Source organism: Ramlibacter sp. AN1015 (genome assembly GCF_037726105.1).
In the GTDB taxonomy this organism is placed as follows: Bacteria; Pseudomonadota; Gammaproteobacteria; order Burkholderiales; family Burkholderiaceae_C; genus Ramlibacter.
Window position 1 is genome coordinate 1 of record NZ_JBBJUM010000002.1, and the last position, 25,593, is coordinate 25,593.

The window sequence follows — 25,593 nt, forward strand, 5'->3', positions numbered from 1 at the left end:
ACCGCAATCGCCGTTCAGCGACCAACTCACCACTTTTCAATGACTCGCCGTTTTCAGCGGAGCCTGCGATTATCACTCGCCTGAGAATTCCCAGTCAACCATCAGGGCATTCAACCTCTGCAGGCATCCCCTCTGGCAGCAGAGGACTGCGAGCGAATTTTGCGCAGCCCATGATTATCGGTCGGGCCCGCGCGCGGAGTCAACCAGTGCCGCCTCCACGCTAGACCGGCCGTCAGCTCACGAGGTGCACGTAGCTCACACACGATGCCGCACCCTCGGCACGTCCCGCAATCCAGCGTTCACGCCGCAGGGGAACTGATCGCTTCGTGGGCTCGCCCTGCCGTAGCTGCGCTGCGGCTGCGTGATCGACGAGAAAGTCCAGGAAGGTGCGCGTACGCAGCGGTATGAACTTCCGGCTGGCGAGGACCGCTACCAGATTGAGGTTTCCGGCACGCCATGCCCCAAGAACGCGGCGGAGGTGTCCCGAAGCCTCCAGTGCCCCGACGACCTCGGCTGGCTGAGCGCTGATCCCGGCGCCTGCAAGCGTTGCGCACAGCAGCGCTTCGATGTCGTTGGATTCAACGGCAGGCGCAAATTCCAGATCCACGCTCCCGTTGTCCGCCGGAACGCACGGCCGGAGGGTCAAGAACCCAGCCTTTCCAGCCGGGCTTCTGAGGTGGAGAAGGCGATGCGCGGCGAGCTCCTGGGGCGAGCCGGGGACGCCACAGCGCGCCAGATACGACGGCGAAGCACATAGTACGAAGTCACTGCGGATGATGGGGCGCCGGATAAATTCGGGGTCGATGCGCGTGGACTCGGACATCAGGGCAAGGTCGTACTTGTGCACCGGCGGGTCCGCCGCCTCTTCCACATGAATTTCAATCGACACGCCCGGGTGCACTCGCTGAAAGCCGGCTGCCGCCGACGCGAGCAGATGCGATGCAGCGTTCGACATCGCGAGCAGGCGCAACTCGCCGTCAATGGACGCAGCCTCCGCACGCACTTGCCTCTCCGCCTCTTGCAGATCCATCAAGATCGGCCCCAGGCGCGACAGGAAAGATGCGCCCGCAGGAGTCAGGGACAGGTGCCGCGTGGTTCGTTGAAGCAGGCGCACGCCCAAGTACCGCTCCAGGTCGCTCACCAGCCGCGTCACGGCTGTGGGCGGAAGGTCGAGCTTGCGCGCGGCCGCCGAGAACCCGCCTTCTTCGGCCACTTGCTGGAAGACGCGCAACGACTGAAGCCGGTCCATTGTTGTGATTCGACGTAGGGACAAGGGCATTCTGCGACTCGATCGGCCTGGTTTGCTTCGAAGTGCGAAGTAGCAGCCTGGTTCGCCAACTCCCGCACGAAACGTGAGGCGGTGACGCGCTCGCGCTCGAGGAACTGCAGGAACTCTGTTGCTTGCCACGCAATAGTGCATGGCGCGCAACGCTGTTTGCTGCGCGCCCGCCGCTTCCTACAGTGGCGGCGCTGCACCAGAAGGACGGATTCTTCGGTGCGGTAGCGCCGTGCGACGCATCGCTCGCCGCCCGGCAATCATTGCCAACACTGGAGCACTGCCATGAACAGCCGACTCGCTCTTTCCCTCATCCTCGCGGCCGTACCGATCGAGAGTGCCCTGGCAGACGGTCCGATCGGGGACTCGCCTAGCTACATGTCCACCGCCGCGCGAAGCGACGTACTAGCGGAGCTTGCGAGCTTCAAGCGCTCGGGACCGAATCCGTGGGCGGCCGGATACGACCAGCTACGCGCCTCGAAGTCGAGCCGCAGCCGTCCCGAAGTTGCAGCCGAATACGTGACACTGCGAGAAGAGGTCCGCGCGCGCACCGGCGAGGATGGAGGCTCCGGCTACTTCATAGGAAACGGGATGCGCCAGCAAGACCAACGACGGTTTGCGCGCGCGCCGCGGGATGCTCGATAGCCGGCATACCACCACCGCCATCCGTGCCGCGTCGCTGCTTGCCACTGCATTCACCGGCGCACCGGTTGGCGCCACCTGCGAATCCCCTGCACCAGGGGCCGCAGCGGCTGCAGTATCGGCAGCGTCCGCAGCCACCGCGGACCCTCGCGTCTGACGCGGCAGAACGCCGTGGCGAAACCCGCACCGGCAACGAACCCTTCGGCCACGGGCGCGCTGGCGTTGACGAGCGCAGCACTTTCGCCGCCGTCATCGGCCCGGCCGAAGTCGGCATGGTCGCAGCCGCTGAGCGCCGCGGTATGCAACACCCGCAGCAGCAACTGCGTGCCCGGCCAGTACTCCTCCCATTGGAGATCCTGGCCTGCCAACCACCGGTGCCACACCCGTTCTGAACGAATGCCGAGATGTGCTGCCACCAGCGTATCGCCGGCGTACAGGGCCGACAGCCGAGGGGCGCAATGCGGCGACTCGGTCGCCAAAAGGTGGTCCAGCAGTGCATGCAGCCACCGCTCCTCATTCAGGCAGTCGCGCTGCCCCGCTCGGCGCAACTGCCTGGAGCGCAGCCGCAGCACGGCGGCCAGGCCGTCGGAAGCATCCGAATGCGGATAGAAGCGTAGCGGCCCACAAGCATCCGCCATTCGGGCCGCGTGACCCTCGAGCCGCACGAGGCACGCAGCGCCCGCCGGGCCGAGTGACGCGCTGAAGTGGTCAAACTTTCGCGACAGCTTCGCCGTCGGAGCGAAGGCCTGCACGCAAGCGCCGCGAGGCGCCTGTGACAGGGGGAGCCGGTCAAAACGCCAGGACGCCAAGCCGGCGTTGCGCAACAGATGCTCCCAGCTCCAGCGCAGCCCTGCGGTGCAGACCATGCCATGGTGGTCGGACAGAGGTGCCCCGACGGGCTCGCCATGACCCCATTGCTGCTGGAACGGCAGCAGACCAACGACGTCGTGCTGCGCATCCTCCAGCACCGCGACACGCACATCCTCTCGCACCGCACCGACCGCGAGAGTGAACTCGGGAGCGAAGAACGGGCTGGCGAGCTCGTGGTTGAACCGCTGCAAGGCGCGCCAGCGTGTCAGCAGCCCGCCATCCAGTTCGGCCACGGAGATGATGCTGACCTTCATGGGGGCCCTCGTCAGTGGTGACAGTTACGTCATAACCGCGAGTTCATCGGGAATGCATTACCTCAGGAAACAACCGCAACTTCTCCTGCACCGCTCCGCCCGCAGACGCCCGTGCCGAACCTGTCGCCTGCCTCCTCGTCTCCACCGCCCGTTGGCTACGCCTCTACCGCTGCCGGTCGTGCAGACACGGGAAGCCAGGCATTGCGCGGCCAGTTGCCGAAGGGCATGAGTCAGCCTCGCAAGCGGCAGGATGCGGGCTGCGTCAGGATTTGCCGGACCTGGGCGACATGATGCCCAGCATCAGGTCGGTGTTCAGCTTGGCCATCTGCTGGACCAGGGACCACTGGCGGGTCATGAGCTGGACAAACTGCGGATTGGTCGGGTTCGCCTGTGCGGACGTCGCCATCTGCACCGTGGCCTGCGCGATCTCCTGCTGCTCGGACATGATCTGTTTCACGGCTTCGTTGTACTCGTCGATGGTCATGGATGCTCCTTGTGTCGGCCCCGTGCCACGCGGTTGTGAGGGCCACGGAGCGCCGTCTGCATCTTAGGGGACGCCTTGCGGCCGCGCAGCTTTTCCAGCCCAGCGGGACACAATCGCGAGCATGCCCGATGCACCGCTCCTGTCCCTGCTGCACATTGCAATGGAAGCATGCGCCACCCTCGCCTTCGCCGTCTCCGGGTTGCTGGAAGCCGCCCGCAAGCGATTGGACGCGGTCGGCGTGTGCATCGTCGCGGGCCTCGCCGCCTTCGGTGGTGGCACCCTGCGTGACATCCTGCTGGATCGACGGCCGTTCTTCTGGGTCGTGCATGCCGACTGGCTCTGGGGACTTCTGCTGCTGTGCGTGCTGGCGATGCTGTTCCTTCGGGCGCACCACTTCGCGCCGACCGAACGTGCGATGCAATGGCCCGACGCGCTCGGCCTCGGCCTCTTCAGCGCCAGCGGCACGCAACTCGCACTCGCGCAGGAGCTGCCCGGCATCGTCGCCGTGCTGATGGGGGTCATCACGGCCACTTTCGGCGGCGTTTTGCGCGACATCGTGTGCAACGAGATTCCGACGGCGCTGCGCGATCACCGGCCGTACGCGCTGTGCGCGTTCGTGGGCGGCTGGCTGCTGGTGCTGGCCACGCACGCAGGCGTGCCGGCTGGCTGGAGCCTGGTGCTGGCCGCGGGCTCGACCTGCGGCCTGCGGGTGGTGGCACTCGTGACCAACTACTCCCTGCCGCGCTGGTCCTCGGGTGCCTTGCCCGGAGACTGAGCCTTCGCTCAGTCCATGCACTGGTCAAGCAACTGCTGGCGGCGCTGCCCCTGGGTGCCGCGCGCCTGGGTCAGGCACGACTGCCACTGTGCGCGTGCGGCCGCAGTAGGCCGTGCCGGCGTCTCGAAGTACAGCTGCGTGAATGCATCGACGCCTGCTCCCCTCGCATCCGTCCATCCCACGGCGAAGCCGCCCTCGCGCAGCGCCGCCAGTTGCGCAGCCGCGGCCCCCGGCTCCAGGGCAAATGCACCTGCAAAAGCTCGCGCGTCACGGTCGAAGAGCTGGGCGCTGGGGGCCACCTCGCCAGGCCACAGCACCACGAAGCTTCCGTCGGCCAACTCACGCGCGGCAATCGGCAGGGCCGGCGCCGCCCGGCGCTCGCCCATGCTGCCGTCGGCGCCGGCGATGCGCATGAAGCTGCCTTGCGCATCCCGGTCGAACAGCACGTAGCGTGTGCCCTCGAGCGGCAACAGCCAGGCGCCGTCCGAACGGCCCGCCATGCGCACGAGGTCGGCACCCCGGTAGTGCACCAGCACGTTGTCCGGTTCATAGGTTTCATCGAGCTGGTTCACGGCCGCTCCCCACCCGCCCCAGGCGTCCGCAAAGAGGCGGTAGGACGCCGCACCCGGAGAATTGGCTTTGCCCAGGACCACCCGTTCGCCCAAAGCCGCCCCGACCATGTCGAACCGCTGTGCCTGGAAGGTGGTGCGCACGGTGACGGAGGAGGGCTGGACAATGCCCCAGCCCACCACGAAGCCACCGTCGGACAGCGCGACCACACGCGGTGCCATCAAGCTGGGAGAGCGGTAGTTGGGCTCGAAAGTGATCTCGGCGACTGTCACTTCACCCGCTGCGGCGGCGGTGCCGTCGGCGCCGAACGCACGGTAGTGCACGGCAGCGATCGCAAGTGGGGGCAAGTTGGTCCGCTCGACCATGCGCAGCGTCGTGTAAGCCACCACCACGCTGCCGCTGGGCAGCACGGCAAGGTCCAGCTCCGACACCCCCTCGCCGGGCGCGAAGGGCAACGCGATCGGAGCTCCGGCGTCCGACTCACCTGCCGCGTCCAGCCGCCGCAGGTGCAGCGCCCCGTCAGACTGCCAGGCGAGAGCCCAACCGCCATCCGCGAGCGCACCGACCGCGCGAACCGTCTGCTCGGTCTGCACATCGCCGTGTACGCGGATTGCTCCGCGGGTAGCGACCACCAGATGCGGAGGCTTCTGTGACTTCACCGAAACGCCGGGCTCGAAGGAGGCCGGGGGCTCCGTTGGGGGGGTGCCTGCAGTTGCCCCGCCGCCGGCCGCAGACCCGCCACCCGCATCGGGCGGCGCTGCGGGCGCTCCGCCATCGGAGCCGCCTGCCGTATCGGGCACTGCGCCAGCGCCATCCGGCGCCACGCCGAGTGCCGGATTGTCCGAGCCACTACCGCTGCCGGCCGATGCGCTGCCGGAGCCACCGTCGCCACCTCCGCCGCCACATGCGGCGAGGGCCAGGGCCACGATCATGGCCGGGAACGCGCTCCTCATACGTCACCTCTTCTTGGCAGTTGCTGGCCCATTCTTGATCCGGACGAGCGGCCGGACCGATGGGCAATCGTTTGCCAGAGGTAACTTGCGCGCTTGCGCGTAAGGCCCGGGAACCTCGCGCCCCGCCGAGCACGTTCAGAGCATGCTCTTGAGCGTCCTGCCCCAGCCGCCGCCGCCGGCCAGCATGGTCTGCGCACTCCAGCAGAACGCGCCCCGCACGCTCGGATACTTGCGCTTGACCGCGTTCCATTCGCGGATGCAATCGGCCATGGAAGGACCGTTGGAGTAGTTGGCGGACAGGCCCACCAAGGCGCGCGACGGGCCACCCAGCAGCTCGACCCAGTTGTCCATGCGGCCCTCGATATAGCCAGGAGCGTTGAAGCCCGACCAGTCGTAGAACTGCGGCCCCGCGCAGTCGAGCACGCCGGCCTTCGCCATCGCGGCCATCAGCGCCTGCTGCTCGGGCGAGTTCGGCTGCGGCGGAGACGTCACTGCGAAGGACGATCCGTACATGCCCTTGAGCTGGCTCGCGATCCAGATCATCTCGGTGCTCACGGCACCGATGTTCGACTGGTTCAGGATGGTCGCTTCGTAGTTGTTGAAGTCGATGCCATCGACGCCGCCGAGGCGCGCATACATGGTCTTGAACGACTCGACGAAGTTGTGCGACTTGGTGCGGGTATCCCATGCATAGCCGGCGTGCGCGCCGCCCACCGTGAGGATGACGCGCTGGCCTCGACGGCGGCATACCTGGATCTGCTCGGCCGACACGGCGCTGTAGTGCTCGAACATGAACGAGCCGTTGCCCACGTTGTTGAAGCTGCCGTTGACGGCTGCGCCATTCGGCTTGGAATGGAAGAGGAAGATCAGATTGAACGCGTCGGGTACGTCGGTGATCTTGTAGGTGCCGGTGTCCCAGGTTGTGTAATAGCAGCCCAGGATCTTTTCGGGCAGCGCAGACGCGGTCGGCGCGCTCGTGACGTCCTGCGCTTCGGTCGGGTTCGGGGTCGGGGTCGGAGATGGGTCCTGGCCGCGCAGCACGTCCGGCTCTTGCGCAGCACCCACGGTCGGCGCCGGCGCGGACAGCTGGTCGGCGGTATCGCCGCCTCCGCCACCGCATGCGGCCAGGGTGGAAACTGCAGCGGCAGAGCCGGCGTGAAGAAACAGGCGTCGTTTCATATTCAACAAGTTCGTTAAGGGCTGCGTCGTACGCAGGCTTGTTTGAAGATGAGCTTCGGTCAGCGACCCAACCTCAGCGAGAGGCGCCAATGTAGTAGTCCAAGTCCCACAAACTCGTAGGCATCCGACTACAGAAGTAACGAAGCATGAGCTTGGCTTTTCGCGAAATTCATCACGAACGAAGGCGTTCACGGTCCTACGCGCGTAGGACGCGTCGCACACCCTGATGGCGCGCTTGCCCTGCAGTTGCAGGGAATCTGATGGGCTTGGGCGGCCAGACGGCATCCGCATGCGCAGCCGATCGAAAGGCTCATCCGCTGCGTAAACGGGCTCTCACGTTCGTAAAGCGTTACGTTTTTCCGCCCCGCCAGGGCTCAGCGACGCGCCGCGAAACGGAAGAGCCCTGATCACGGCAGCAGCTCCGTAGCCCGGAAAGCGTCGGCGTGCCCATCCGCCCCTCGCAGGCGCACACACTGGTACGCTGGCCCGGCCAGCCCCCGCGCCCAGGGGGCTGCTGAAGGATGCTGCGCATGAGCCCTGCCAAACTGCCCCGTGTCGCCTACCTCTCGATGGAGATCGCGCTCGCGAACGACATCCCAACCTACAGCGGCGGGTTGGGCGTGCTCGCGGGAGACACCCTGCGCAGTGCGGCCGACCTGGCGCTGCCGATGGTCGGCGTCACCCTGGCCAGCCGCAGCGGCTACTTCCGCCAGCGCCTCGAGGGTGGCAACCAGCACGAAGCGCAGCAGCCCTGGTCGCCGCACGAGCACGCCCAGGCGGTCCCGCTGAAGGTTCCGATTCAGCTTTGCGGGCGCGAGGTCTGGGTCGGCGCATGGGACTACCGGATTGGGGGCCGTTGCGAAGGCTCGCAGCCGGTTCAGGTGCTCCTGCTGGATACGGACCTTCCGGAAAACCACCCGCAGGACCGGGCGCTCACCGCCAACCTCTACGGCGGCGACGCTGCCTACCGGCTGGGGCAGGAGCTCGTCCTGGGGGTCGGCGGCGCCCGCATGCTGGCCGCGCTCGGCCTGCAGATGGACAAGTACCACCTGAACGAAGGGCACGCCGCCTTTCTCACGCTCGAGCTCCTGCGCCAGCAGCTGCTGCCGGGCGACAGCCCGGCTGCAGCGATCGAGACCGTGCGCGCGCGCTGCGTATTCACCACCCACACACCGGTTCCGGCGGGCCACGACCAGTTCGACTATGACCTGGTTCTGCCGAGCCTGGGCGACCTGCTTGCGCATGACCTGGTGCGCTCGCTGGGCGGCGCCGAGCGGCTGAACATGACCTTGCTCGCGCTCAAGCTCAGCGGATGGGTCAACGGGGTGGCCCGGCGCCACGCCGAAGTCTCACGCGGCATGTTTCCCGGCTACGAGGTGCACGCCATCACCAACGGAGTCCACCCCTGGACCTGGACCTCCGATGCGCATCGCGCCCTCTACGACCGCCACGTTCCCCATTGGTGCCACGAGCCGGAACAGCTGATCCATGCCACCCGCATCCCGCTCGACGCGCTCGCTCAGGCGCATGCCGCGGCCAAGTACGCCCTGCTCGAGTTCGCCGCGGCAGCCACCGGCCGGCGCGTGCTGAGACAGGAGCGCCTGACACTCGGGTTTGCCCGGCGGATGACGGGCTACAAGCGCCCGCTGCTGCTGTTCAGCGACCTCGAGCGCCTGCGCGCGATTGCCCGTCGTTTTCCGCTGCAGGTGGTCGTGGCCGGCAAGGCCCACCCGCGCGACGAGGATGGCAAGCGCCACATCGCCGCGCTGCACGAGCTGGCCGCGCAGCTGGAGCAAGAGGTGCCGATCGTCTTCCTGCCCGACTACGGCATGGACTTGGCGCGCCGCATCGTCAGCGGCGTGGATGTGTGGCTGAACACGCCGCAGCGCCCGCTGGAGGCCTCCGGCACCAGCGGCATGAAGGCTGCGCTGAACGGTGTCCCCAATCTGAGCGTGCTGGACGGCTGGTGGCTGGAGGGATGGGAGGAAGGCATCACCGGCTGGGCCGTCGGGCCCGACGGCCCGCACGATCCCGCGGCCGATGCCGCATCGCTGTACGACCAGCTCGAGCGCGTCGTTGCGCCGCTCTACTACGAAGACCCGACGGGATGGCTGCACCTTGCGCGCGAGGCCATCGCGCGCAACGGCTCGCAGTTCAACGCGCACCGCATGCTGCGCCGCTACGTGCTGGAGGCGTACGCGCGCTGAGCGGACGATGCTCACGCGCGAAGTGGAAACTGCCGCCCGGACACGCAACGTCTGGGACACTTTCGCCGTCTCCATCACCTCTGCGAACCCATGCGTCCAGACGACATCCTCGCTGCCCTCGACAGCGCCACCCTCTGGCCTGCCGGCCGTGGCGGCGCATCCGACACCGACCTCGCAGCCGCCTATCGGTGCGCCCTGGCCGTGCGCGAGCGCCGCATCCGCCGCGGTGAGAAGCCGGTGGGCTACAAGATCGGCTTCACCAACCGCATCATCTGGCCCCGCTACAACGTGTGGGCACCGATCTGGGGTGTGGTCTGGGACTCGACTCTGTCGTTCTGCGACACCGAGGCCACGCTGGATCTGTCCGGCGCATGCCAGCCCCGGCTGGAGCCCGAGGCCGTGTTCGGCTTCCGCGAGCCGCCGCCGCCGCGGCCCGACATGGATCAGCTCTTCGACTGCCTGGAGTGGGTGGCGCCGGGATTCGAGGTGGTGCAGTCCCACTGCCCCGACTGGAAATTCACCGCTGCGGATACCGTGGCCGACGGCGGCCTGCACGCCCACCTGGTCGTCGGCCAGCGCAGCCCCGTCCGAGCGATCGCCAACGACGCCGCGGCACTGGCCCGGACACTATCCGCCTGTACGGTGCGCCTGCTGTGCAACGGCCGCCTGGCCGAAGAAGGCCGCGGCGCAAACGTGCTCGACGGGCCGCTGCAGGCGCTGCACCACTTCGTCCACGAGCTCGCGCAGCTGGACGGCGCGCCACACATCGCCGCCGGCGACGTGGTGACTACCGGCACCTGGACGGACGCCTGGCCGCTGCAAGCGGGTGCGTGCTGGCGCGCGGAGTTCGACAGCCCGCTGCACTCGCTGCAGCTGCGCGTCCGGTGAGCGGCGACGCACCGAAACTCAGCCGTGCGCGTGCGGGCCGCCTAGTGCGTCGCGCGAGCGCTCGCCGAGAGCCGCACGGCCGCGGCGGCTCCGTGTCGCCGCCGCTGGTGCAGGCGCAGCGGCTGCCCTGAGACCGCCGCCGCTTGCATCCGCCGCCTCAGTTCGCCTTGCGGCTCTCGAGTTCCTTGCGCAGTTCTTCCAGCGCCTGCTTGCCATTGGCGCCGGTCTTGTCGACCGCCTGCATCCACTGCGCATAGATCGGCTCGGCGGCCTTTTTCCACATGTCGATCTGTGCCGGCGTCACCTGCACGATGGTGTGGCCCGGCGCCTTCGCGAGCTTTTGCTGCCCCGAATCCTCGAGGTCGCCCCACGCTGCTCCGACGCGGCCCGCCCACTCGTTGCTGCAGTGGTCGTCGATGACCTTCTTCTGCGCCGCGCCGAGCTTGTCGTACCAGTTGCGGTTCATCACCCAGACGAAATCCGAGGCATACATGCGCATGTCGCTGTGGTGGCTCACGGCCTTGTCGATGCCGAAGCTCACGATCGAATCCCAGGGAAACGTGATCGCGTCGGCCACACCTTTTTCCAGGGCGTCCCGCGCTTCGGGCGCAGAGACCTGCACGTTGGTTCCTCCCAGCTGGGACACGTAGGCAGCCACCGTGCCGTTGGCCGAACGGATCTTCATGCCCTTGATCTGGGACGGCTCGGTGATCGGCTTCTTGCTGTGGATGGTGCCCACGTGCACATGCGCGAAGCAGAACTTCACGTCCTTCATTTCCTGGCCGGCGTACTTGCGATACCAGCTGTCCAGCGCTGCGGAACCGGGGCCCGGCTTGCCGATGAGGAACGGCAGTTCACCAGCCGCGATGATGGGGAACCGCCCCGCCTGGTAACCCGGGTTGACCCAGGTCACATCGGCGATACCGTCGCGCACCATGTCGTAGTGATCGGCCGCCTTGCCCAACTGCTGTGCCGGGAACATCGAGATCTTGATGGACCCCTTCGACGCGGCCTCGACGGACTTGGCCCACGGCTCGAAGCCGGTCTTGGCCAGCGAATGGGTCGGCGGCAGCCAGTGCGCGAAGCGCAGCTCGACCGGACGGTCCTGGGCGCTGGCGACCGAGGCCGCGACCAGCAGGGCGCCGGTGGCGGCTGTGGTGAGCGTGAAGCGAGCGAATTTCGTTGCCAATGCAGGTCTCCTGTATCTCATGGATTGGTGGTCGAACATTGTGTGGGTCCGGCGCCTGCGCGTGGGTCGGTGTTTGCCCACGTGAGGATTTCCCGCCCGGCCGTCGCACGGGCGGCACCACGGATGCTGCGGCCGCCATAGACTGCCGCCTGCACAGGAAAACTCACTTCATGACCCATCCGTTCGCACGTGAGATCGAGGTGCTGGCCTTCGACGTCTTCGGCACTGTCGTCGATTGGCACGCCAGCATCGTGCGCGAGATGCAGGAGCGCCACCCCGAGGTGGACGGCGACGCCTTCGCCCGCGCCTGGCGGGCCGGCTACAAGCCGGCCATGGCACGCGTCGCGCGCGGCGACTTCGGCGGCTGGACCTCGCTCGACGCGCTGCACCGCAGCGTGCTCGACGAAATCCTTCCCCGCTTCGGCCTGGCCGCGTTGGACGAGGCGCAACGCCAGGAACTCAACCGCGTCTGGCACCGGCTCTCGCCCTGGCCCGACGCCGTGGCGGGCATCAGCCGCCTGAAGCGGCGCTTCACGGTCTGCACCCTGTCCAACGGCAACATCGGGCTGCTCACCGCCATGGCCAAGCGCGCAGGCATTCCCTGGGACTGCATTCTCTCGGCCGAAGTGTTCCGCGCCTACAAGCCGGACCCCGCCACCTACCTCGGCGTCGCACGCGTGTTCGACGTCCCACCCGAGCGAGTGATGCTGGTGGCTGCCCACCACGACGACCTGGCGGGAGCGCGGGCCTGCGGCCTGCGCACCGCCTACATCGAGCGGCCCGCGGAGTTCGGCGCCGCCCACCCGAAAGATGTGAGCCCGCGGCCCGAAAACGATCTGCACTGCGAAAGCCTTCTGGCGCTCGCCCAACTGCTGGACACATGAAAAACGACGATCTCGAATTCAGCGACAACGCTGCCGCGCAGCGCTACGAACTGCAGCGCGGCACCGAGGTGCTTGCCTCGGCCGCCTACCGCCTCGAAGGCGGGCGCCTGCACTTCACCCACACCGAAGTCCCACCGCAGCAACAGGGGCAGGGCCTCGCGTCGCGCCTTGCGCGAGACGCGCTCGACGACGTGCGCCGGCGCGGGCTGAAGGCCGTGCCGGCCTGCGCATTCATCGCTGCCTACGTGCGCAGGCACCCCGAGTACGCCGACCTGTTGTGAGAGCCGACCTGGTGACAGAGCCAACTTGGTGTAGAGCCGACCTGGTGCAGAGCCGGCCTTGCAAGCATCCTGTCGTGAGCGGTCCGTTTCCCGAAGCGTCCACTGAGTGAGTTGCCCATGTCCACGCCCACCGCCGACCCGTCCTCGTCGTCCGCCAGCGCCGCCCACGCGCTGCCGCCCATCACCAGCCTGCGCGGCCGTGTGCCCGAAGCGCAGTGGCAGTTGCGGGTGCAACTGGCCGCGTGCTATCGGCTGGTGGCCCACTTCGGTTGGAGCGACCTGATCTTCACGCATATCAGCGCCAAACTTCCCGACGTCGATGGCGAACCCGAGCGCTTCCTGATCAACCCCTACGGCCTCATGTTCGACGAGATCACCGCCTCCTCGCTGGTCGTGGTGGACCAGCATGGCGCGCACGTGGGCGGGCCACCCTTCCCCGTCAACCGGGCCGGCTTCGTCATCCACAGCACCATCCACGAGGCGCGCCCCGACGTCGTCTGCGTCATCCACACCCACACCCGTGCCGGCGTCGCCGTGAGCGCCCAGGAAGCGGGCCTGCTGCCGCTGTCGCAGCAGGCGACGCTGGTGCTGCCGACGCTCGGCTACCACGCCTACGAGGGCCTTGCCGTGCACGACCATGAGCGCGCGACGCTCGCTGCCGACCTCGGCCGCAAGAGCCACCTGATCCTGCGCAACCACGGCCTGCTCACCGTGGCGCGCAGCATTCCCGAGGCCTTCCTCGGGATGTACTTTCTCGAGACCGCCTGCCAGATCCAGATCGCCGCGATGGCCGGCGCCCGCGTGCGCCCGGTGCAGGCCGAGGTGCTCGCCGGCGTCGGCGAAGCAGTCCGCATCATCGGCGGCAGCGCACCGCAGCCGCCCAGCGAACTCGCATGGGCCGGCCTGCTGCGCCGCCTCGATCGCATCAGCCCTGGGTACGACACCTGATCGTGCCGGCGCAGGCCCGCGGGCCTGCGCCGGCACGCAGCCCGGTACACTCACGCCCTTTTGTACAGGAGACATGCATGAAGAAAGGCGAACTCGTCGAAGCGCTGGCTGAAGCCACCGGTGAATCCCAGGCTGCCGCATCGCGGCACCTCGATGCGCTGATCGACGTCATCAGCAAGCAGATGGCTGCGGGCGATGAAGTCACCATCACCGGCTTCGGCAGCTTCAAGGCCAGCAAGCGCGCAGCGCGCACCGGCCGCAACCCGAGCACCGGCGCAGCCATGGAAATCCCCGAATCCACGGCCGTGCGCTTCACCCCCGGCGCCAAGCTCAAGGCCGCAGTCAACGGCCAGTAAAGCACGCCACGTCGGGCGCTCCGCACGGGCACCAGGCCGCTGCGCTCACTGCCCCAGCGCCCGATACGCCTGCCGCTTGAATTCGACAGCATACGGGTGCCCGGTGCCCAGCCACCGCTGGGTCATGAGCACCCCCGCGGTGCCCAACCGCGGATGAAGCCACCACACGGTTCCAGCCAGCCCACCCCAGCTCACCTCGCCAGCCACCTGCGCAGGCTCGCCGGGCGCCGGGCGCAGGGCGATCGAAGAGCCCAGGCCGAATCCGCGGCTGTCGGTACGCGGCGTGCCGGCGATATGCACGTGCACGCCCGGTGGCAGCTGGTTGGCCCACATCGCATCGATCGTCTCGGGGCGCAACAGCGTTGCGCCTCCGGGGATCAGGCTTCGCAGCAGTCGCACCATGTCCCACAAGCTCGAGACGAGGCCACCGCCGCCCGACTCGCGCACCGGCGTGTGCACATAGGCACCCGGATAGGGTCGATCGTCCACGCGCACCAGGCCCGCCCCGTTCGCATCGGTCGGATCGGGGCTCGCATAGAGCGCACACAGGCGTTCGCGTCGTGACTCGGGCACCCAGAACGCCGTGTCCGCCATCTCCAGCGGCTCGAAGATGCGGGCGCTCAGGTACTGCCCGAACGTACGGCCGCTGACCACCTCCACCAGGCGGGAGAGCACGTCGGTTCCCACGGAGTATTCCCAGCGCGTGCCCGGATGGAAGGCAAGCGGCAGCGGCGCCAGCACCTGCGTCAAGGCGGCCAGCTCCATGTGCGGCGACATGACCTTCGCCCGCCCGTAGGCCTCATACAGCAGCGACCCCGGATCGAAAATGCCATAGGACAGCCCGGACGTGTGCGTCATGAGGTGGCGCACGGTGATCGGCTCGCGCGCCGGCTCGGTGTCGTCCAGCCGCATGGCGCCCGGGCGCAGCACCTGCCGCTCGCCCAGCTCGGGGATGTACGCCGCGATGGGATCGTCCAGCGCAATGCGGCCCTCCTCGATCAGCTGCATCACGGCGCAGGAGGTCACGAGCTTGCTGTTGGAAAAGATGCGAAAGAGGTGGTCTTCCCGCAGCGGCACACGCGCCTCGCGGTCGGCCATTCCGTGGCAGAACACGTCCACCACTTCGCGTCCGCGCAGCAGCGCAGTGGACACGCCGGGAAGAATGTCACGATCGACCTGCGCGCGCAGGGCTGCATGCATGGCATCGAAGGGCAGGGACACGGCACTCCTTTTTGCGATATCGGGCGGCGCATTATTGGCCGCACGAGACAGCTCCGGCTGAGTCGGCGCGCACGCCGCGCAGGCAGACCGTTGCAGCGCCAGCTGTGCGCCACCTGAGTCCAAGGCACTACTGTTGGGGCGAACACCTTTCGCAGCGCAGGCACCGGAATCGAGTTCGCTTCCCCCGTGCAGGAGGCCGCCATGCCCAGATTCGTGATCGAGCGCCAGATTCCCGGTGCCGGCGCCCTGTCCGGCGAGCAGCTGCGCGCCATGTCGCAGTAGTCCTGCGAGGTGCTGCGCCGGATGGGCACGCGGGCGCAGTGGCAGCAGAGCTATGTCACCGACGACGAGGTCTACTGCGTCTACATCGCCGACAGCGAGGCCGACGTGCGCGAGCATGCGCGCGAAGGCGGCTTTCCGGCCGACCAGGTATCCGTCGTGCGAGCCGTCATCGACCCGGTGACCGCCGAGTAGTCTTGCGGGCCGCGCTCAGCCGCCGCCCGCCTCCCGCACGCGGTCCGAGTTGGTCGTGCTGCGCGAACCCTTCAGCCATGCTTCCACGTCCGTCGCGCGGTTGCCGACGGCATCGACCGCCTCCTGCAGCTGCTCGCCGCTGCAGTCCAGCTTGCGCTTCCAGTGGGCGGTAGCCTCGGAATCGTTGAGGTCGATGCGGTCGGGCTGGGCGCCGGCAGGCGAATTCATGGTGGAGACTCCTCGATGGAAAGGCTCCACACGCTAGCGGCCCCGTGGCGGCGCGGATGTAGGCCGCAGCCGCCCGCTCCCGTCGCGGCTTGCTGCACGCAGCAAGCCACACTGCGGGTTATCCCCAGCGCCTGTGGCTGAAGCTGTGGACAGCTCGTTGAACAACTCCGCAAAGCCGCGCCAATACTGGCTCGGCGGAGCATGATTAAACTTTGGGCAGCCCTGCGGTCGCGCTGCCGTCCCGCTGCGCGATGCCGGCAGACAGCCCCTCGGCCCCGCCGGCGTGGCGCCGCCTTATTAACCGGAAAGATAATTAGCCATGGCCCGCCCCACCCCCATCGCCAGCGAGGAGCGCCTGCGCGACGCCGACCGGTCGCAGTCCACCATCCTGGCCGCCGCGCGGGACGAGTTCGCCGAATTCGGGCTGGCCGGCGCGCGCATGGACCGCATCGCCGAGCGCGCCGGGCTGAACAAACGGCTGATCTACTACTACTTCGAGGACAAGGAGAGCCTCTTCGGCGCCGTGCTCGAGCAGGCCTACCAGGACATCCGCAGCGCCGAGCACGCGTTGCACCTGCTGGAGCTGCAGCCGGGCGAGGCGCTGCGGCGGCTGGTCGAATTCACCTGGAACTACTACCTTGCGCACCCGGAGTTCCTGACCCTGCTGAACAGCGCAAACCTGCACCGCGCCCGGCACCTGCAGCAGTCCGAGCGCGCCCGGGCCTTGAACTCGCCGCTGATCGATCTGCTCGGGCAGATCCTCGAGCGAGGGCGCAAGGAAGGCATCTTCCGCGGCGGCGTGGATCCGCTGCAGCTGTACGTCACCATCGCCGGCATGGCGTACTTCTACCTGTCCAACAACCACACCCTCTCGGCGATCTTCGGGCGCGACCTGATGACGCCCAAGGCGCGCAACGAACGGCTCACCCACATGTGCGACGTGATCCTCGGGTATGTCCTGAGGGATTGACGCTCGCGGCGCGCGCCACGCAGGGGTATTCTTGCGCGCAATTCACCAACGGGTGAATAATCTTAATCGGTCCTCAGGAGACGCCATGCCACAGAACCGCCGCGCCATCTCGGTCGCACTCGCCCTTGCTGCGTTCACCGCGCTCGCGCCCCTTGCGGCGCAGGCGCAGGGCAGCTACCCCAGCAAGCCGATCAAGGTGATCGTGCCCTTCGCTGCCGGCAGCACCACCGACATCATCGCCCGCGCCATCTCCGACAAGATGAGCCAGAGCATGGGGCAGCCGGTCGTCGTCGAAAACCGCGGCGGCGCGAGCGGCACCGTGGGGCAAGCCGTGGTGGCCCAGGCGGCACCCGACGGCACCACCATCATGATCCACAGCTCGTCGCACACGGTGAGCCCGTCCACCTTCGCCAAGCTGCCGTTCGACACGCTGGCCGACTTCGCTGCCGTGACGCCGATCTCCAGCACGCCCAACGTGCTCGTGATCTCCCCGTCGAAGAACATCAAGACGCTGCAGGAGCTGCTCTCCGCGGCCCGTGCCAAGCCCGGCAGCATGAACTTCGCCTCGGCCGGCCAGGGCAGCGCAACGCACCTGAACGCCGAGAAGTTCAAGCTCGCCGCGAAGATCGAAGCCACCAACATTCCGTTCAAGGGATCGGCCGAAGCCGTCAACGAGGTGATGGCCGGTCGGGTGGACTACTACTTCTCGCCCATCGCGCCGGTGATCGGCCAGATCCGCGCCGGCCAACTGGTGCCGCTGGCGGTCGGCTCGCCCCGCCGTGCCAGCGCACTGCCCGACGTGCCCACCACCGCCGAGGCGGGCGTCCCGGGCTCGGAGTTCAATTTCTGGATCGGCATGTTCGTGCCGGGCAAGACGCCCAAGGAAATCGTGAACCGGCTCCACGCCGAAGTCGTGAAAGCCCTGAACACGCCCGAGGTGAAGCAGCGCTTCGCCACCCTCGGCGCCGACGCCTGGACGCTCGCACCGGAGCAGTTCGAGGCCTACGTGCGCGACGAGATCAAGAGCAACGCCGTGCTGGTCAAAGCCGCCGGCTTGCAAGTACAGAACTGACCCACCCTCATCGTCGAAAGCGCGGCCATGCCCACCCAACGTCTCGGAATCATCATGCACGGCGTCACCGGACGCATGGGCATGAACCAGCACCTGATCCGCTCCATCGTCGCCATACGCAACCAGGGCGGCGTCACGCTCTCGAACGGCGACACGGTCATGCCCGACCCGATCCTGATCGGGCGCAACCCCGAGAAGATGGAGGCGCTGGCGCGCGCGCAGAAAATCGAGCGCTGGGGCTGCGACCTCGACAATGCGCTGGCCAATCCGGACGACACCGTGTTCTTCGACGCCGGCACCACGCAGATGCGCCCCACCTTGCTGGCCAAGGCGATCCGCGCCGGCAAGCACGTCTACTGCGAAAAGCCCATCGCGACCAACCTGAACGAGGCCGTGGAGATCGCGCGCCTCGCGCAGGAGGCTGGCGAGCGCAGCGGCCTCAAGCACGGCGCCGTGCAGGACAAGCTGTTCCTGCCCGGGCTGCGCAAGCTGGACATGCTGCGCCGCGCCGGCTTCTTCGGCCGCATGCTCTCGGTGCGCCTGGAGTTCGGCTACTGGGTTTTCGAGGGCGACCTGCAACCCATCCAGCGCCCGAGCTGGAACTACCGCGCCGAAGACGGCGGCGGAATGATCCTGGACATGATGTGCCACTGGCGCTACGTGCTGGACAACCTGTTCGGCGAGGTGAAGTCCATCTCCTGCCTGGGCGCCACGCACATCCCCGAACGCTGGGACGAGGCCGGCAAGCCCTATCGCGCCACGGCCGACGACGCCGCCTACGCGATGGCAGAACTCACCGGCCACAACGGCGAGCCGGTCATCGCGCAGATGAACATGTCCTGGGCCACGCGCGTGCGCCGCGACGACCTGGTCACCTTCCACGTCGATGGCACGCACGGCTCGGCCGTCGCGGGCCTCACCGACTGCCGCGCGCAGAGCCGCGTGACCACGCCGCGTCCGGTGTGGAACCCGGACGTGAAGCAGACCATGAACTTCTTCGACCAGTGGCAGGACGTACCGGACACGCAGGTCTACGACAACGGCTTCAAGATCCAGTGGGAGCACTTCATCCGCCATGTGGTGGAGGACGCGCCCTACCGCTGGACCTTGCCGGAAGGGGCGAAGGGCGTGCAGCTGGTCGAAGCCGCGCTGCAAAGCTGGCAGGAGCGGCGCTGGGTCGATGTGCCGCCGTTGACCGTCTGAGCGCAAGGAGCACGATCCATGGCATCCCTCAGCCTGCGCCTGCCCATGGCCGGCGGCGCCCTCGAGACCTACACCCTGCGCGGTGACACGCCGGTACAGCCGGCACGCGGCGTCGCCTTCGACCGCATCGCCTATTCCGCCGCCCACGTGGTGGCCGATCCGCGCGCCGCCGTCGATCCCTGGCTGCAGTGCGCCCTCGACTGGGACGCGACGATCGCCTACCGACAGCGCCTGTGGTCGCTCGGGCTGGGCGTGGCCGAGGCGATGGACACCGCCCAGCGCGGCATGGGCCTGGACTGGCCCACCTCGCTGGAGCTGATCGCCCGCTCGCTCGACGCGGCGCGCGACGTGCCGGGAGCGCTGGTGGCCTCGGGCTGCGGCACCGACCACCTCGCGCCCGACGCGGCGCGCAGCGTGGACGACGTGATCCGCGCCTACGAAGAACAGATGGCCGCCATCGAAAAGCTCGGCGGCAAGCTGATCGTGATGGCCAGCCGCGCGCTCGCGCGCGTGGCGCAGGGGCCGGCCGACTACGAGCGCGTCTACGACCGCATCCTGTCGCAGGCCAGGCAGCCGGTGATCCTGCACTGGCTGGGCGACATGTTCGATCCGGCGCTGGCCGGCTACTGGGGCTCGCGCGACACGCAGGCTGCGATGGACACCGCGCTGGGCGTCATCGCCGCCCACCCCGACAAGGTCGATGGCATCAAGATTTCGCTGCTGGACAAGGACCAGGAGATCGCCATGCGCCGGCGCCTGCCCGCCGGCGTGCGCATGTACACCGGCGACGATTTCAACTACGCCGAGCTGATCGCCGGCGACGCCTTCGGCAGCGACCCCGTGCACGGCAAGAGCGACGCCCTGCTCGGCATCTTCGACGCCATCGCGCCCGCTGCCAGTGCCGCCCTGGGCGAACTGGCCCACGGCAACCTGGAGCGCTTCCACGCGATCCTCGGGCCCACGGTGCCGCTGTCGCGGCATATCTTCGCGGCGCCCACGCGCTTCTACAAGACGGGTGTGGTGTTCATGGCCTGGCTCAACGGCCACCAGAGCCACTTCACCATGGTCGGCGGCCAGCAGAGCGCGCGCAGCCTGCCGCACTTCGCCGAGCTGTTCCGGCTGGCCGACGCGGCCAACCTGCTGGAGCAGCCCGAGCTGGCCCTGCGCCGCATGCGCACGCTGCTGGCGCTGCACGGCGTCGAATGAGCGGGGCAGGCATGAGGGATTTCTCGCAGGACCACCGCTGGCTGTCGATCAACACGGCCACGGTGCGCCGCAGCGGCGGCCAGGAGCTGCCGCTTCCGGCGATCATCGAAGCCTGCGCCGAGCGGGGCATCCGCGCCATCTCGCCCTGGCGCGACCAGGTGCACGCCGCCGGACTCGCCGACGTTTCGCGCATGGTGCGCGAGCACGGGCTGGCGCTCTCCGGCTATTGCCGCGGCGGCATGTTTCCGGCGGCCGACGCGGCCGGACTGCAGGCGGCGCACGACGACAACCGGCGCGCAGTCGATGAAGCACGCGAGCTGAACGCGGCCTGCCTGGTGCTGGTGGTGGGGGGCCTGCCCGGCGCGCTGCAGGGCCGGGCCGCGCACAAGGACATCGCCGGCGCGCGCGAGCAGGTGCGCGAGGGCATCGCCACCCTGCTGGAGTACGCACGCGGCGTGGGCATGCCGCTGGCCATCGAGCCGCTGCATCCCATGTATGCCGCCGACCGCGCCTGCGTCAACACGATGGAGCAGGCGCTCGATCTCTGCGACGCACTGGATCCCCGGCGCAGCGGTGCACTGGGCGTGGCCGTGGACGTCTACCACGTCTGGTGGGACCCGAAACTCCAGCAGCAGATCGCCCGCGCCGGCAAGGAACGGCTGCTGGCGTTCCATGTGTGCGACTGGCTCACGCCCACCACCGACCTGCTGAACGACCGGGGGATGATGGGCGACGGCGTGATCGACATCCCGCGCATCCGCGGCTGGGTCGAGGCCCAGGGTTTCGCCGGCTTCAGCGAGGTCGAGATCTTCTCCACCGGCAACTGGTGGCAGCGCCCGCACGCAGAGGTGCTGGACACCTGCATCGCCCGCCATCGCAGCGTGGTCTGAAGGAAGGTCGGCGGGGGAGCAGCCGCTACACTCGGCCGCTTCACCGCACCCCATCCGCGCCAGCCCATGAGCCCCGAAGCGTCTCCTGCCAGCCTGATCCAGTACGTTCTCTGGGGGGGCCTGTTGATCGGTCTGGCCTTCGGCGCGGTCGGGCAGGCCTCCCGCTTCTGCGTGCGCGGTGCCATCGCCGACTGGGTGATCTTCCGCGGGCCGGCCCGCATGGTGGCCTGGTTCACGGCGATCGCCGTGGGCGCCCTCTGCGTGCAGTTGCTCGTCGCGGGCGGCGCTCTCGACGCCACCCGGACGCTGGCCTGGGCCAACCGGCTGCCCTGGGCATCCTGCCTCTTCGGCGGCCTGCTGTTCGGCTACGGAATGGTCCTGTGCGGCGGGTGTCCGCAGCGCAGCCTGGTCAAGGCCGGCGCCGGCAACATGAAGTCGGTCGTGACGCTGGTCGTCGTGGCCATCGCGGCGCTCATGACGCTGCGCGGCATCCTCGCCACCGTGCGGGTCTCGGTGTTCGACCCCTGGGTGATCGAGCTGCAAGGCCCGCAGGACCTCGGCTCGCTGCTCGCACCCATGCTCGCGATGTCCGCCGAAGCGATCCGCTGGGCGCTCGCGGTGCTGTTGCTGCTTGGAGTGGGCGCCCTCGCCTGGCGTGTCCGGCGCGCACTCGACGCCGCCACGGTGCTGGGCGGCGCCGCCGTCGGCCTGCTGCTGGGGGCGGCTCTGTTCCTCACGGGCCGCATCGGCTTCCTGGCCGAACACCCCGAAACGCTCGAGCCGGCCTGGCTCGCCACCCAATCGCGACGGCCTGAAGGATTGAGCTTCTCGGCGCCCATGGGTCACCTGCTGGACCTGCTGACCCTCTGGTCCGACAAGAGCACCGTGCTCAGCTTCGGCGTTGCCGTGGTGCTGGGCGTGGTGGCGGGCAGCTTGCTCAACGCCCTGCGGCGGCGCGAGTTCCGCTGGGAAATGTTCGCCTCGCCGCGTGAATTCGGCGAGCACGTGGCCGGCGGCCTGCTGATGGGATTCGGCGGCGTCACCGCGCTGGGGTGCTCCATCGGGAACGGCGTCACCGGCCTCGCGCTGCTGTCGGCCGGCGCGCTGCTGGCGGTCCTGGGGATCGTCGGCGGCGCCTGGCTGGCGCTGTGGGTGCAGTCGCGGCGCGCGCTGCGTCCCGACGCCGGCGCGGCACGCTCGGTCGCGGCATAGCGCGGCATCGCGTTCTCCCACTCCCATCCTCCAAGCGCGTCGAGCCCGGCGCGGTTGCGCTTCGGTTGCAGGACTGCTTGCGAACGTGCCCCGCGGCCGCCAGGGGCCCACCGATAGTCAACGTCTTCGCCTGGGTGTGCGGCCAGGGCCCTGCACGGCCGGTGGAGGCGCTCAGGCGCCCGCGCTCAGAAGTCCAGATCGTCCTGGATCGCTGCGATGCCGGCGCGTGCGCACACATCGTCGGCCTCGCCGCCCGGCGCGCCCGAAATGCCGATTGCGCCCACCGTCGCGCCGGCCGCTTCGATCGGGCGCCCGCCGCCGATCGCCACCACCCTGGGCAGGTGGCGGATGCCCGAGGCGCCCTCGCCCGCCTGCGTGGCCTTGGCAAAGGCGAGCGTGTCCATGCGAAAGCTCAGCGCCGTCCAGGCCTTGTCGATGGCGGTCTGCGGCGTGTGCGGGCCCGCCAGGCGGTCACGCAGCATCACCAGCGCGTTGCCGCCACGGTCGGTCACGGCAACGGCCACCTGGTAGCCGGTGCCGGCGCAGCTGCGCAGGGCGGCTTGCGCCGCCCGCAACGCTGCCTCGGGCGTGATCGAACGCAGGTTGTAGGTGGCTGCGGCAGCAGCTGCGGCGCTGGGCTTCGACTGCTGGGCCGCCGCACCGAGCGGAAGCGACAGCAGCACCGCGGCTGCGGTCGTGGTCAGTGCGAGGGTGCTCGTGCGGTGCATGGCTCAGGCTCCTGAGGGGGCATAGCCCGGATTGGGCAGGGCGCCGGTCAGGCGCGGCGTGTTCGGCGTACGGGGCGTCACCTTGCCGCCGCGCGCGCGCAACCACTGCTCGACCACGTCCCACACCGGTTTGTTGCCGGCGTTGCGGGCCTCCTCTGCCACCGGCGCCCAGCCGGCCACCTTGTAGCTACGGGAGGCTTCCAGCGGCTTGCCGTTCAGGCGCATGTTCGCGATGCGCTTGCCCATCGCCGCGGTCGGGTCGCAGCTGTACTGCAGCCCGCCGACGCGCACCATGTCGCCGCCCTGCTGGTAGTACGGGTCGGGGTTGAACAGGTTGTCGGCCACGTCTTCGAGGATGGTCTTGATCATCGCCCCGGAGAGCTCGCTCACCGTGGCGTAGGAGTAGGTGGTCGCGGTCATGTCCATCAGCCACTCGCGGGTGATCGCCTGGCCCGCGAGCAGCGAGGTGCCCCAGCGAAAGCCCGGCGAGAAGGCGATCTCGGCCCCCTGCACGTCCATCAGCGCGTCCAGCAGCAGCTGGTCTCCGGTGCCGTTGAAATTGCCGCGCCGGTACAGCGTGCCCTCGGTTACCGCCAGGGTCTCGGCCAGCTTCGCCTCGTAGGGGGCCCGCACGCGCGTGATGAGCGCGTCCATTTCGCGGTCGACCGGCAGCATGTTGGCGAACACCGGCAGCAGCCGCCAGCGGAAATCGACCACCTTGCCCTGCGTCACCTGCAGGTCCATCACCCCGAGGAACTTGCCGTTCGAGCCGGAGTTGACCACCAGCGTCTTGCCGCCGGGATTGGCGACCACGCTCGCCACGGGCATGCCGTCGTGCGTGTGGCCACCGAGGATCGCGTCGATGCCGGTGACGCGGCTGGCCATCTTGAGGTCGACGTCCATGCCGTTGTGGCTCAGGAGCACGACCACCTGCGCGCCTTTCGCGCGGGCCTCGTCCACCACCTTCTGCATGCTCTCGTCCTGGATGCCGAAGGCCCAGTCGCTCACGAAGTAGCGCGGGTTGGCGATGGGCGTATAGGGGAAGGCCTGGCCGACGATGGCGCAGGGCACCCCGTTGATCTCGCGCAGCACGTAGGGCTCGAACACCGGGTCGCCGAAGTCGGCGGTCTTGACGTTCTGCGCGACGAAAGACACCTTGCCCTTGAAATCGTTGTCGATGATTTCCTTGACACGCTCCATGCCCAGGGTGAACTCCCAGTGGCCGGTCATCACGTCCACCCCCAGCAGCTTGCAGGCATCGACCATGTCCTGCCCCTTGGTCCAGAGCGCGGTGGCCGAGCCCTGCCAGGTGTCGCCGCCGTCGAGCAGCAGCGCGCCGGGCCGGCTCGCCTTCATGCGCTTGACCAGGGTGCACAGGTGCGAGAAGCCGCCGACCTTCCCGTAACGTCGTGCCGCCTTGTCGAAGTCGAGGTAGGTCAGTGCATGGGCCTGGGCTGTGCCCGGCGGTACGCCCGCCACCTTCAGCAGGTGCTCGCCCACCAGGTGCGGCAGCCGGCCCTTCATGTCCCCGACGCCGAGGTTCACGCTGGGCTCGCGGAAATGGATGGGCCGCAGTTGCGCGTGGCAGTCGGTCATGTGCAGGAGCGAGACATTGCCGAAGCGCGGCACGTCGTACAGCCCCTCGGCCGCGGTCGCCGCATCGGCGTCGGCCCAGCGCCCCAGCGCCAGGCCTGCCACGGAGGCGGCCCCCAGGGTCTGCAGGAAATCGCGTTTGCTCAGGTTCATGGGAGTCGGCAGCCGCGAGCGGCAGAAGTGAGACGTTGGATCAGCGAGGCGACAAGGCGACGAGGCGGAAATCGGGCGATGCAGTCGATACAGCCGGTGCGGCAGCGCCGAGGTGCGCCCCGCACGGCCCTTTGCGCAGCGTCCTTCGCGGCGGCTGCGCGCACGAAGCGGGGCGACAAGGCGCCGGCCCCATGGACCGGCGCCGTGCCGCTTACTTGTTGACGGGCGAGTTCGGATCCAGCAGCAGCGCCATCAGGTGACGCACCTGCTCCTGCGTGAGGTTGCCCATGTGGCCGGAGCGGGGCATGTTGGAGCAGGCGTTGTAGGCCTTCGCATTCCAGATCTTCCCCCAGGTGTATTCGACGATGGGCTTGGCCGCGGCACTGGAGGGGTCGGTCACGCCGCGGATCTTGCCGTAGTGGTACAGGCTGGGGCCGATCGTGCCGAAGGAAATCTCCTCCTTGGAGATCTGGTGGCAGTTGTAGCAATTGCCTCCGTTCACGGCTTCGGCCTTGTCGGTCCAGGTCATGCCGCGGCCGCTCTGGGCGATGTTCTCGCCCTGCTTCCAGTCGCCGAGATACTTGCCGTCGGACGGCCACTTCACCGTCTTCAGGTTGGCTTCCTCGAAACGCTTGGCGAGTGCCGGATCCAGCGGCTTGCCGGCGACATCGGCCGCATTGCAGGCCTTGAGCGTCTCGTCGATTTCGGTGACGCGCTCGACCTTGGCGATGCCCTGGCTGCGGAACGAGGCCTTCACCATGTCGGCCGCCATCTTGTCCAGATCGACAGCAGCTTGTTGTTGCTGCGCGCTGCCGGCACAGCCGGCCAGGACCACGACCGCAACCGCTGCGGCCAGGCGCTTGTATCGCGTGTTCATCTGCATGTGC

The 25,593-nt window shown here is 68.4% G+C and carries 26 protein-coding genes; 15 read left to right on the plus strand and 11 right to left on the minus strand.

The window, feature by feature from the left end; all coding sequences use genetic code 11:
- Nucleotides 1–232 precede the first annotated feature (232 nt).
- Nucleotides 233–1,249: a LysR family transcriptional regulator gene (locus tag WG922_RS02745; RefSeq protein WP_340280506.1), complete on the minus strand. Its 1,017-nt coding sequence runs from the start codon at nt 1,247–1,249 to the stop codon at nt 233–235.
- A gap of 312 nt (nt 1,250–1,561) precedes the next feature.
- Here WG922_RS02745 and WG922_RS02750 point away from each other — a divergent pair, with 312 nt between their 5' ends.
- Entirely contained in the window at nt 1,562–1,921 is a 360-nt protein-coding gene (locus tag WG922_RS02750; protein WP_340280508.1) for a hypothetical protein, read from the plus strand.
- A 50-nt stretch (nt 1,922–1,971) separates the two neighbouring features.
- On the opposite strand, the gene WG922_RS02755 is transcribed toward WG922_RS02750, so the two are convergent.
- Together WG922_RS02755 and WG922_RS02760 are read right to left on the minus strand one after the other, a co-directional pair.
- Nucleotides 1,972–3,042, minus strand: a complete 1,071-nt coding sequence (locus WG922_RS02755) for a GNAT family N-acetyltransferase (protein WP_340280510.1) — start codon at nt 3,040–3,042, stop codon at nt 1,972–1,974.
- 262 nt (nt 3,043–3,304) lie between these two features.
- A complete protein-coding gene (locus WG922_RS02760; RefSeq protein ID WP_340280511.1) occupies nt 3,305–3,526 on the minus strand; it encodes a hypothetical protein in 222 nt (73 codons plus the stop codon).
- A gap of 121 nt (nt 3,527–3,647) precedes the next feature.
- Between WG922_RS02760 and WG922_RS02765 the strand changes: the two genes are divergently transcribed.
- On the plus strand, nt 3,648–4,301 hold the full coding sequence (locus tag WG922_RS02765; protein WP_340280513.1) for a trimeric intracellular cation channel family protein: 654 nt from the start codon (nt 3,648–3,650) through the stop codon (nt 4,299–4,301).
- A gap of 8 nt (nt 4,302–4,309) precedes the next feature.
- Here WG922_RS02765 and WG922_RS02770 read toward each other — a convergent pair whose 3' ends face one another.
- Together WG922_RS02770 and WG922_RS02775 are read right to left on the minus strand one after the other, a co-directional pair.
- Nucleotides 4,310–5,503: a hypothetical protein gene (locus tag WG922_RS02770; protein WP_340280514.1), complete on the minus strand. Its 1,194-nt coding sequence runs from the start codon at nt 5,501–5,503 to the stop codon at nt 4,310–4,312.
- 456 nt (nt 5,504–5,959) lie between these two features.
- A complete protein-coding gene (locus WG922_RS02775; RefSeq protein WP_340280515.1) occupies nt 5,960–7,003 on the minus strand; it encodes a hypothetical protein in 1,044 nt (347 codons plus the stop codon).
- Between the two features lie 530 nt (nt 7,004–7,533).
- Between WG922_RS02775 and glgP the strand changes: the two genes are divergently transcribed.
- On the plus strand, nt 7,534–9,210 hold the full coding sequence (glgP, locus tag WG922_RS02780) for an alpha-glucan family phosphorylase (protein ID WP_340280517.1): 1,677 nt from the start codon (nt 7,534–7,536) through the stop codon (nt 9,208–9,210).
- A 90-nt stretch (nt 9,211–9,300) separates the two neighbouring features.
- Entirely contained in the window at nt 9,301–10,098 is a 798-nt protein-coding gene (locus WG922_RS02785; RefSeq protein WP_340280519.1) for a 2-keto-4-pentenoate hydratase, read from the plus strand.
- 157 nt (nt 10,099–10,255) lie between these two features.
- Here the strand turns inward: WG922_RS02785 and WG922_RS02790 are convergent, their stop codons facing one another.
- Nucleotides 10,256–11,287, minus strand: coding sequence for a TRAP transporter substrate-binding protein (locus tag WG922_RS02790; RefSeq protein WP_340280521.1), 1,032 nt, complete (start codon nt 11,285–11,287; stop codon nt 10,256–10,258).
- A gap of 170 nt (nt 11,288–11,457) precedes the next feature.
- Here WG922_RS02790 and WG922_RS02795 point away from each other — a divergent pair, with 170 nt between their 5' ends.
- From WG922_RS02795 to WG922_RS02810, 4 genes are all read left to right on the plus strand, one after another.
- The gene (locus tag WG922_RS02795) at nt 11,458–12,171 is read left to right on the plus strand and encodes a haloacid dehalogenase type II (protein ID WP_340280523.1); all 714 of its coding nucleotides are present in this window, start codon (nt 11,458–11,460) and stop codon (nt 12,169–12,171) included.
- A complete protein-coding gene (locus WG922_RS02800) occupies nt 12,168–12,452 on the plus strand; it encodes a GNAT family N-acetyltransferase (RefSeq protein WP_340280525.1) in 285 nt (94 codons plus the stop codon). The genes WG922_RS02795 and WG922_RS02800 overlap by 4 nt, the downstream gene beginning before the upstream one ends.
- Nucleotides 12,453–12,569: 117 nt before the next feature.
- On the plus strand, nt 12,570–13,400 hold the full coding sequence (locus WG922_RS02805; RefSeq protein ID WP_340280527.1) for a class II aldolase/adducin family protein: 831 nt from the start codon (nt 12,570–12,572) through the stop codon (nt 13,398–13,400).
- A complete protein-coding gene (locus WG922_RS02810; protein WP_340280528.1) occupies nt 13,346–13,756 on the plus strand; it encodes an HU family DNA-binding protein in 411 nt (136 codons plus the stop codon). Before WG922_RS02805 ends, WG922_RS02810 begins: the two co-directional genes overlap by 55 nt.
- A gap of 45 nt (nt 13,757–13,801) precedes the next feature.
- On the opposite strand, the gene WG922_RS02815 is transcribed toward WG922_RS02810, so the two are convergent.
- Complete coding sequence (locus tag WG922_RS02815) at nt 13,802–14,977, minus strand: serine hydrolase domain-containing protein (RefSeq protein WP_340280529.1); 1,176 nt, start codon at nt 14,975–14,977, stop codon at nt 13,802–13,804.
- A gap of 291 nt (nt 14,978–15,268) precedes the next feature.
- Between WG922_RS02815 and WG922_RS02820 the strand changes: the two genes are divergently transcribed.
- Nucleotides 15,269–15,451, plus strand: a complete 183-nt coding sequence (locus WG922_RS02820; protein ID WP_340280530.1) for a nickel-binding protein — start codon at nt 15,269–15,271, stop codon at nt 15,449–15,451.
- 15 nt (nt 15,452–15,466) lie between these two features.
- Here WG922_RS02820 and WG922_RS02825 read toward each other — a convergent pair whose 3' ends face one another.
- On the minus strand, nt 15,467–15,679 hold the full coding sequence (locus tag WG922_RS02825; RefSeq protein ID WP_340280531.1) for a DUF3606 domain-containing protein: 213 nt from the start codon (nt 15,677–15,679) through the stop codon (nt 15,467–15,469).
- Nucleotides 15,680–15,998: 319 nt separating this feature from the next.
- Here WG922_RS02825 and WG922_RS02830 point away from each other — a divergent pair, with 319 nt between their 5' ends.
- From WG922_RS02830 to WG922_RS02855, 6 genes are all read left to right on the plus strand, one after another.
- Nucleotides 15,999–16,649, plus strand: a complete 651-nt coding sequence (locus tag WG922_RS02830; RefSeq protein ID WP_340280532.1) for a TetR/AcrR family transcriptional regulator — start codon at nt 15,999–16,001, stop codon at nt 16,647–16,649.
- Between the two features lie 85 nt (nt 16,650–16,734).
- A complete protein-coding gene (locus WG922_RS02835; protein WP_340280534.1) occupies nt 16,735–17,721 on the plus strand; it encodes a tripartite tricarboxylate transporter substrate binding protein in 987 nt (328 codons plus the stop codon).
- A gap of 27 nt (nt 17,722–17,748) precedes the next feature.
- Nucleotides 17,749–18,924, plus strand: a complete 1,176-nt coding sequence (locus tag WG922_RS02840) for a Gfo/Idh/MocA family protein (RefSeq protein ID WP_340280535.1) — start codon at nt 17,749–17,751, stop codon at nt 18,922–18,924.
- Between the two features lie 18 nt (nt 18,925–18,942).
- Nucleotides 18,943–20,130 (plus strand): dihydrodipicolinate synthase family protein, encoded by a 1,188-nt coding sequence (locus WG922_RS02845; protein ID WP_340280537.1) that lies wholly within the window; start codon nt 18,943–18,945, stop codon nt 20,128–20,130.
- Between the two features lie 11 nt (nt 20,131–20,141).
- Nucleotides 20,142–21,020 (plus strand): sugar phosphate isomerase/epimerase family protein, encoded by an 879-nt coding sequence (locus tag WG922_RS02850; protein WP_340280539.1) that lies wholly within the window; start codon nt 20,142–20,144, stop codon nt 21,018–21,020.
- 66 nt (nt 21,021–21,086) lie between these two features.
- Nucleotides 21,087–22,232: a YeeE/YedE family protein gene (locus tag WG922_RS02855; RefSeq protein WP_340280540.1), complete on the plus strand. Its 1,146-nt coding sequence runs from the start codon at nt 21,087–21,089 to the stop codon at nt 22,230–22,232.
- Nucleotides 22,233–22,417: 185 nt separating this feature from the next.
- Here WG922_RS02855 and WG922_RS02860 read toward each other — a convergent pair whose 3' ends face one another.
- The 3 genes from WG922_RS02860 to soxX form a co-directional block, all read right to left on the minus strand.
- Complete coding sequence (locus WG922_RS02860) at nt 22,418–22,960, minus strand: GlcG/HbpS family heme-binding protein (protein ID WP_340280542.1); 543 nt, start codon at nt 22,958–22,960, stop codon at nt 22,418–22,420.
- A 3-nt stretch (nt 22,961–22,963) separates the two neighbouring features.
- Nucleotides 22,964–24,706 carry a thiosulfohydrolase SoxB gene (soxB, locus tag WG922_RS02865; RefSeq protein WP_340280544.1) on the minus strand — a complete coding sequence of 581 codons (1,743 nt, stop codon included), beginning with the start codon at nt 24,704–24,706 and terminating at the stop codon, nt 22,964–22,966.
- 211 nt (nt 24,707–24,917) lie between these two features.
- A complete protein-coding gene (gene soxX / locus WG922_RS02870) occupies nt 24,918–25,583 on the minus strand; it encodes a sulfur oxidation c-type cytochrome SoxX (RefSeq protein ID WP_340280546.1) in 666 nt (221 codons plus the stop codon).
- Nucleotides 25,584–25,593 lie beyond the last annotated feature (10 nt).

What these genes read in the sequence shown, in the direction of transcription:
- WG922_RS02845 (WP_340280537.1), top strand. Translation starts at nt 18,943, where the DNA reads ATGGCATCCCTCAGCCTGCGCCTGCCCATGGCCGGCGGCGCCCTCGAG.
- WG922_RS02830 (WP_340280532.1), top strand. Translation starts at nt 15,999, where the DNA reads ATGGCCCGCCCCACCCCCATCGCCAGCGAGGAGCGCCTGCGCGACGCC.
- WG922_RS02840 (WP_340280535.1), top strand. Translation starts at nt 17,749, where the DNA reads ATGCCCACCCAACGTCTCGGAATCATCATGCACGGCGTCACCGGACGC.
- WG922_RS02775 (WP_340280515.1), bottom strand. Translation starts at nt 7,003, where the DNA reads ATGAAACGACGCCTGTTTCTTCACGCCGGCTCTGCCGCTGCAGTTTCC.
- WG922_RS02805 (WP_340280527.1), top strand. Translation starts at nt 12,570, where the DNA reads ATGTCCACGCCCACCGCCGACCCGTCCTCGTCGTCCGCCAGCGCCGCC.
- WG922_RS02855 (WP_340280540.1), top strand. Translation starts at nt 21,087, where the DNA reads ATGAGCCCCGAAGCGTCTCCTGCCAGCCTGATCCAGTACGTTCTCTGG.
- WG922_RS02745 (WP_340280506.1), bottom strand. Translation starts at nt 1,249, where the DNA reads ATGGACCGGCTTCAGTCGTTGCGCGTCTTCCAGCAAGTGGCCGAAGAA.
- WG922_RS02800 (WP_340280525.1), top strand. Translation starts at nt 12,168, where the DNA reads ATGAAAAACGACGATCTCGAATTCAGCGACAACGCTGCCGCGCAGCGC.
- WG922_RS02760 (WP_340280511.1), bottom strand. Translation starts at nt 3,526, where the DNA reads ATGACCATCGACGAGTACAACGAAGCCGTGAAACAGATCATGTCCGAG.
- soxX (WP_340280546.1), bottom strand. Translation starts at nt 25,583, where the DNA reads ATGAACACGCGATACAAGCGCCTGGCCGCAGCGGTTGCGGTCGTGGTC.
- WG922_RS02860 (WP_340280542.1), bottom strand. Translation starts at nt 22,960, where the DNA reads ATGCACCGCACGAGCACCCTCGCACTGACCACGACCGCAGCCGCGGTG.
- WG922_RS02785 (WP_340280519.1), top strand. Translation starts at nt 9,301, where the DNA reads ATGCGTCCAGACGACATCCTCGCTGCCCTCGACAGCGCCACCCTCTGG.
- WG922_RS02810 (WP_340280528.1), top strand. Translation starts at nt 13,346, where the DNA reads ATGGGCCGGCCTGCTGCGCCGCCTCGATCGCATCAGCCCTGGGTACGA.
- WG922_RS02750 (WP_340280508.1), top strand. Translation starts at nt 1,562, where the DNA reads ATGAACAGCCGACTCGCTCTTTCCCTCATCCTCGCGGCCGTACCGATC.
- WG922_RS02825 (WP_340280531.1), bottom strand. Translation starts at nt 15,679, where the DNA reads ATGAATTCGCCTGCCGGCGCCCAGCCCGACCGCATCGACCTCAACGAT.
- WG922_RS02850 (WP_340280539.1), top strand. Translation starts at nt 20,142, where the DNA reads ATGAGGGATTTCTCGCAGGACCACCGCTGGCTGTCGATCAACACGGCC.
- WG922_RS02795 (WP_340280523.1), top strand. Translation starts at nt 11,458, where the DNA reads ATGACCCATCCGTTCGCACGTGAGATCGAGGTGCTGGCCTTCGACGTC.
- WG922_RS02765 (WP_340280513.1), top strand. Translation starts at nt 3,648, where the DNA reads ATGCCCGATGCACCGCTCCTGTCCCTGCTGCACATTGCAATGGAAGCA.
- soxB (WP_340280544.1), bottom strand. Translation starts at nt 24,706, where the DNA reads ATGAACCTGAGCAAACGCGATTTCCTGCAGACCCTGGGGGCCGCCTCC.
- glgP (WP_340280517.1), top strand. Translation starts at nt 7,534, where the DNA reads ATGAGCCCTGCCAAACTGCCCCGTGTCGCCTACCTCTCGATGGAGATC.
- WG922_RS02755 (WP_340280510.1), bottom strand. Translation starts at nt 3,042, where the DNA reads ATGAAGGTCAGCATCATCTCCGTGGCCGAACTGGATGGCGGGCTGCTG.
- WG922_RS02835 (WP_340280534.1), top strand. Translation starts at nt 16,735, where the DNA reads ATGCCACAGAACCGCCGCGCCATCTCGGTCGCACTCGCCCTTGCTGCG.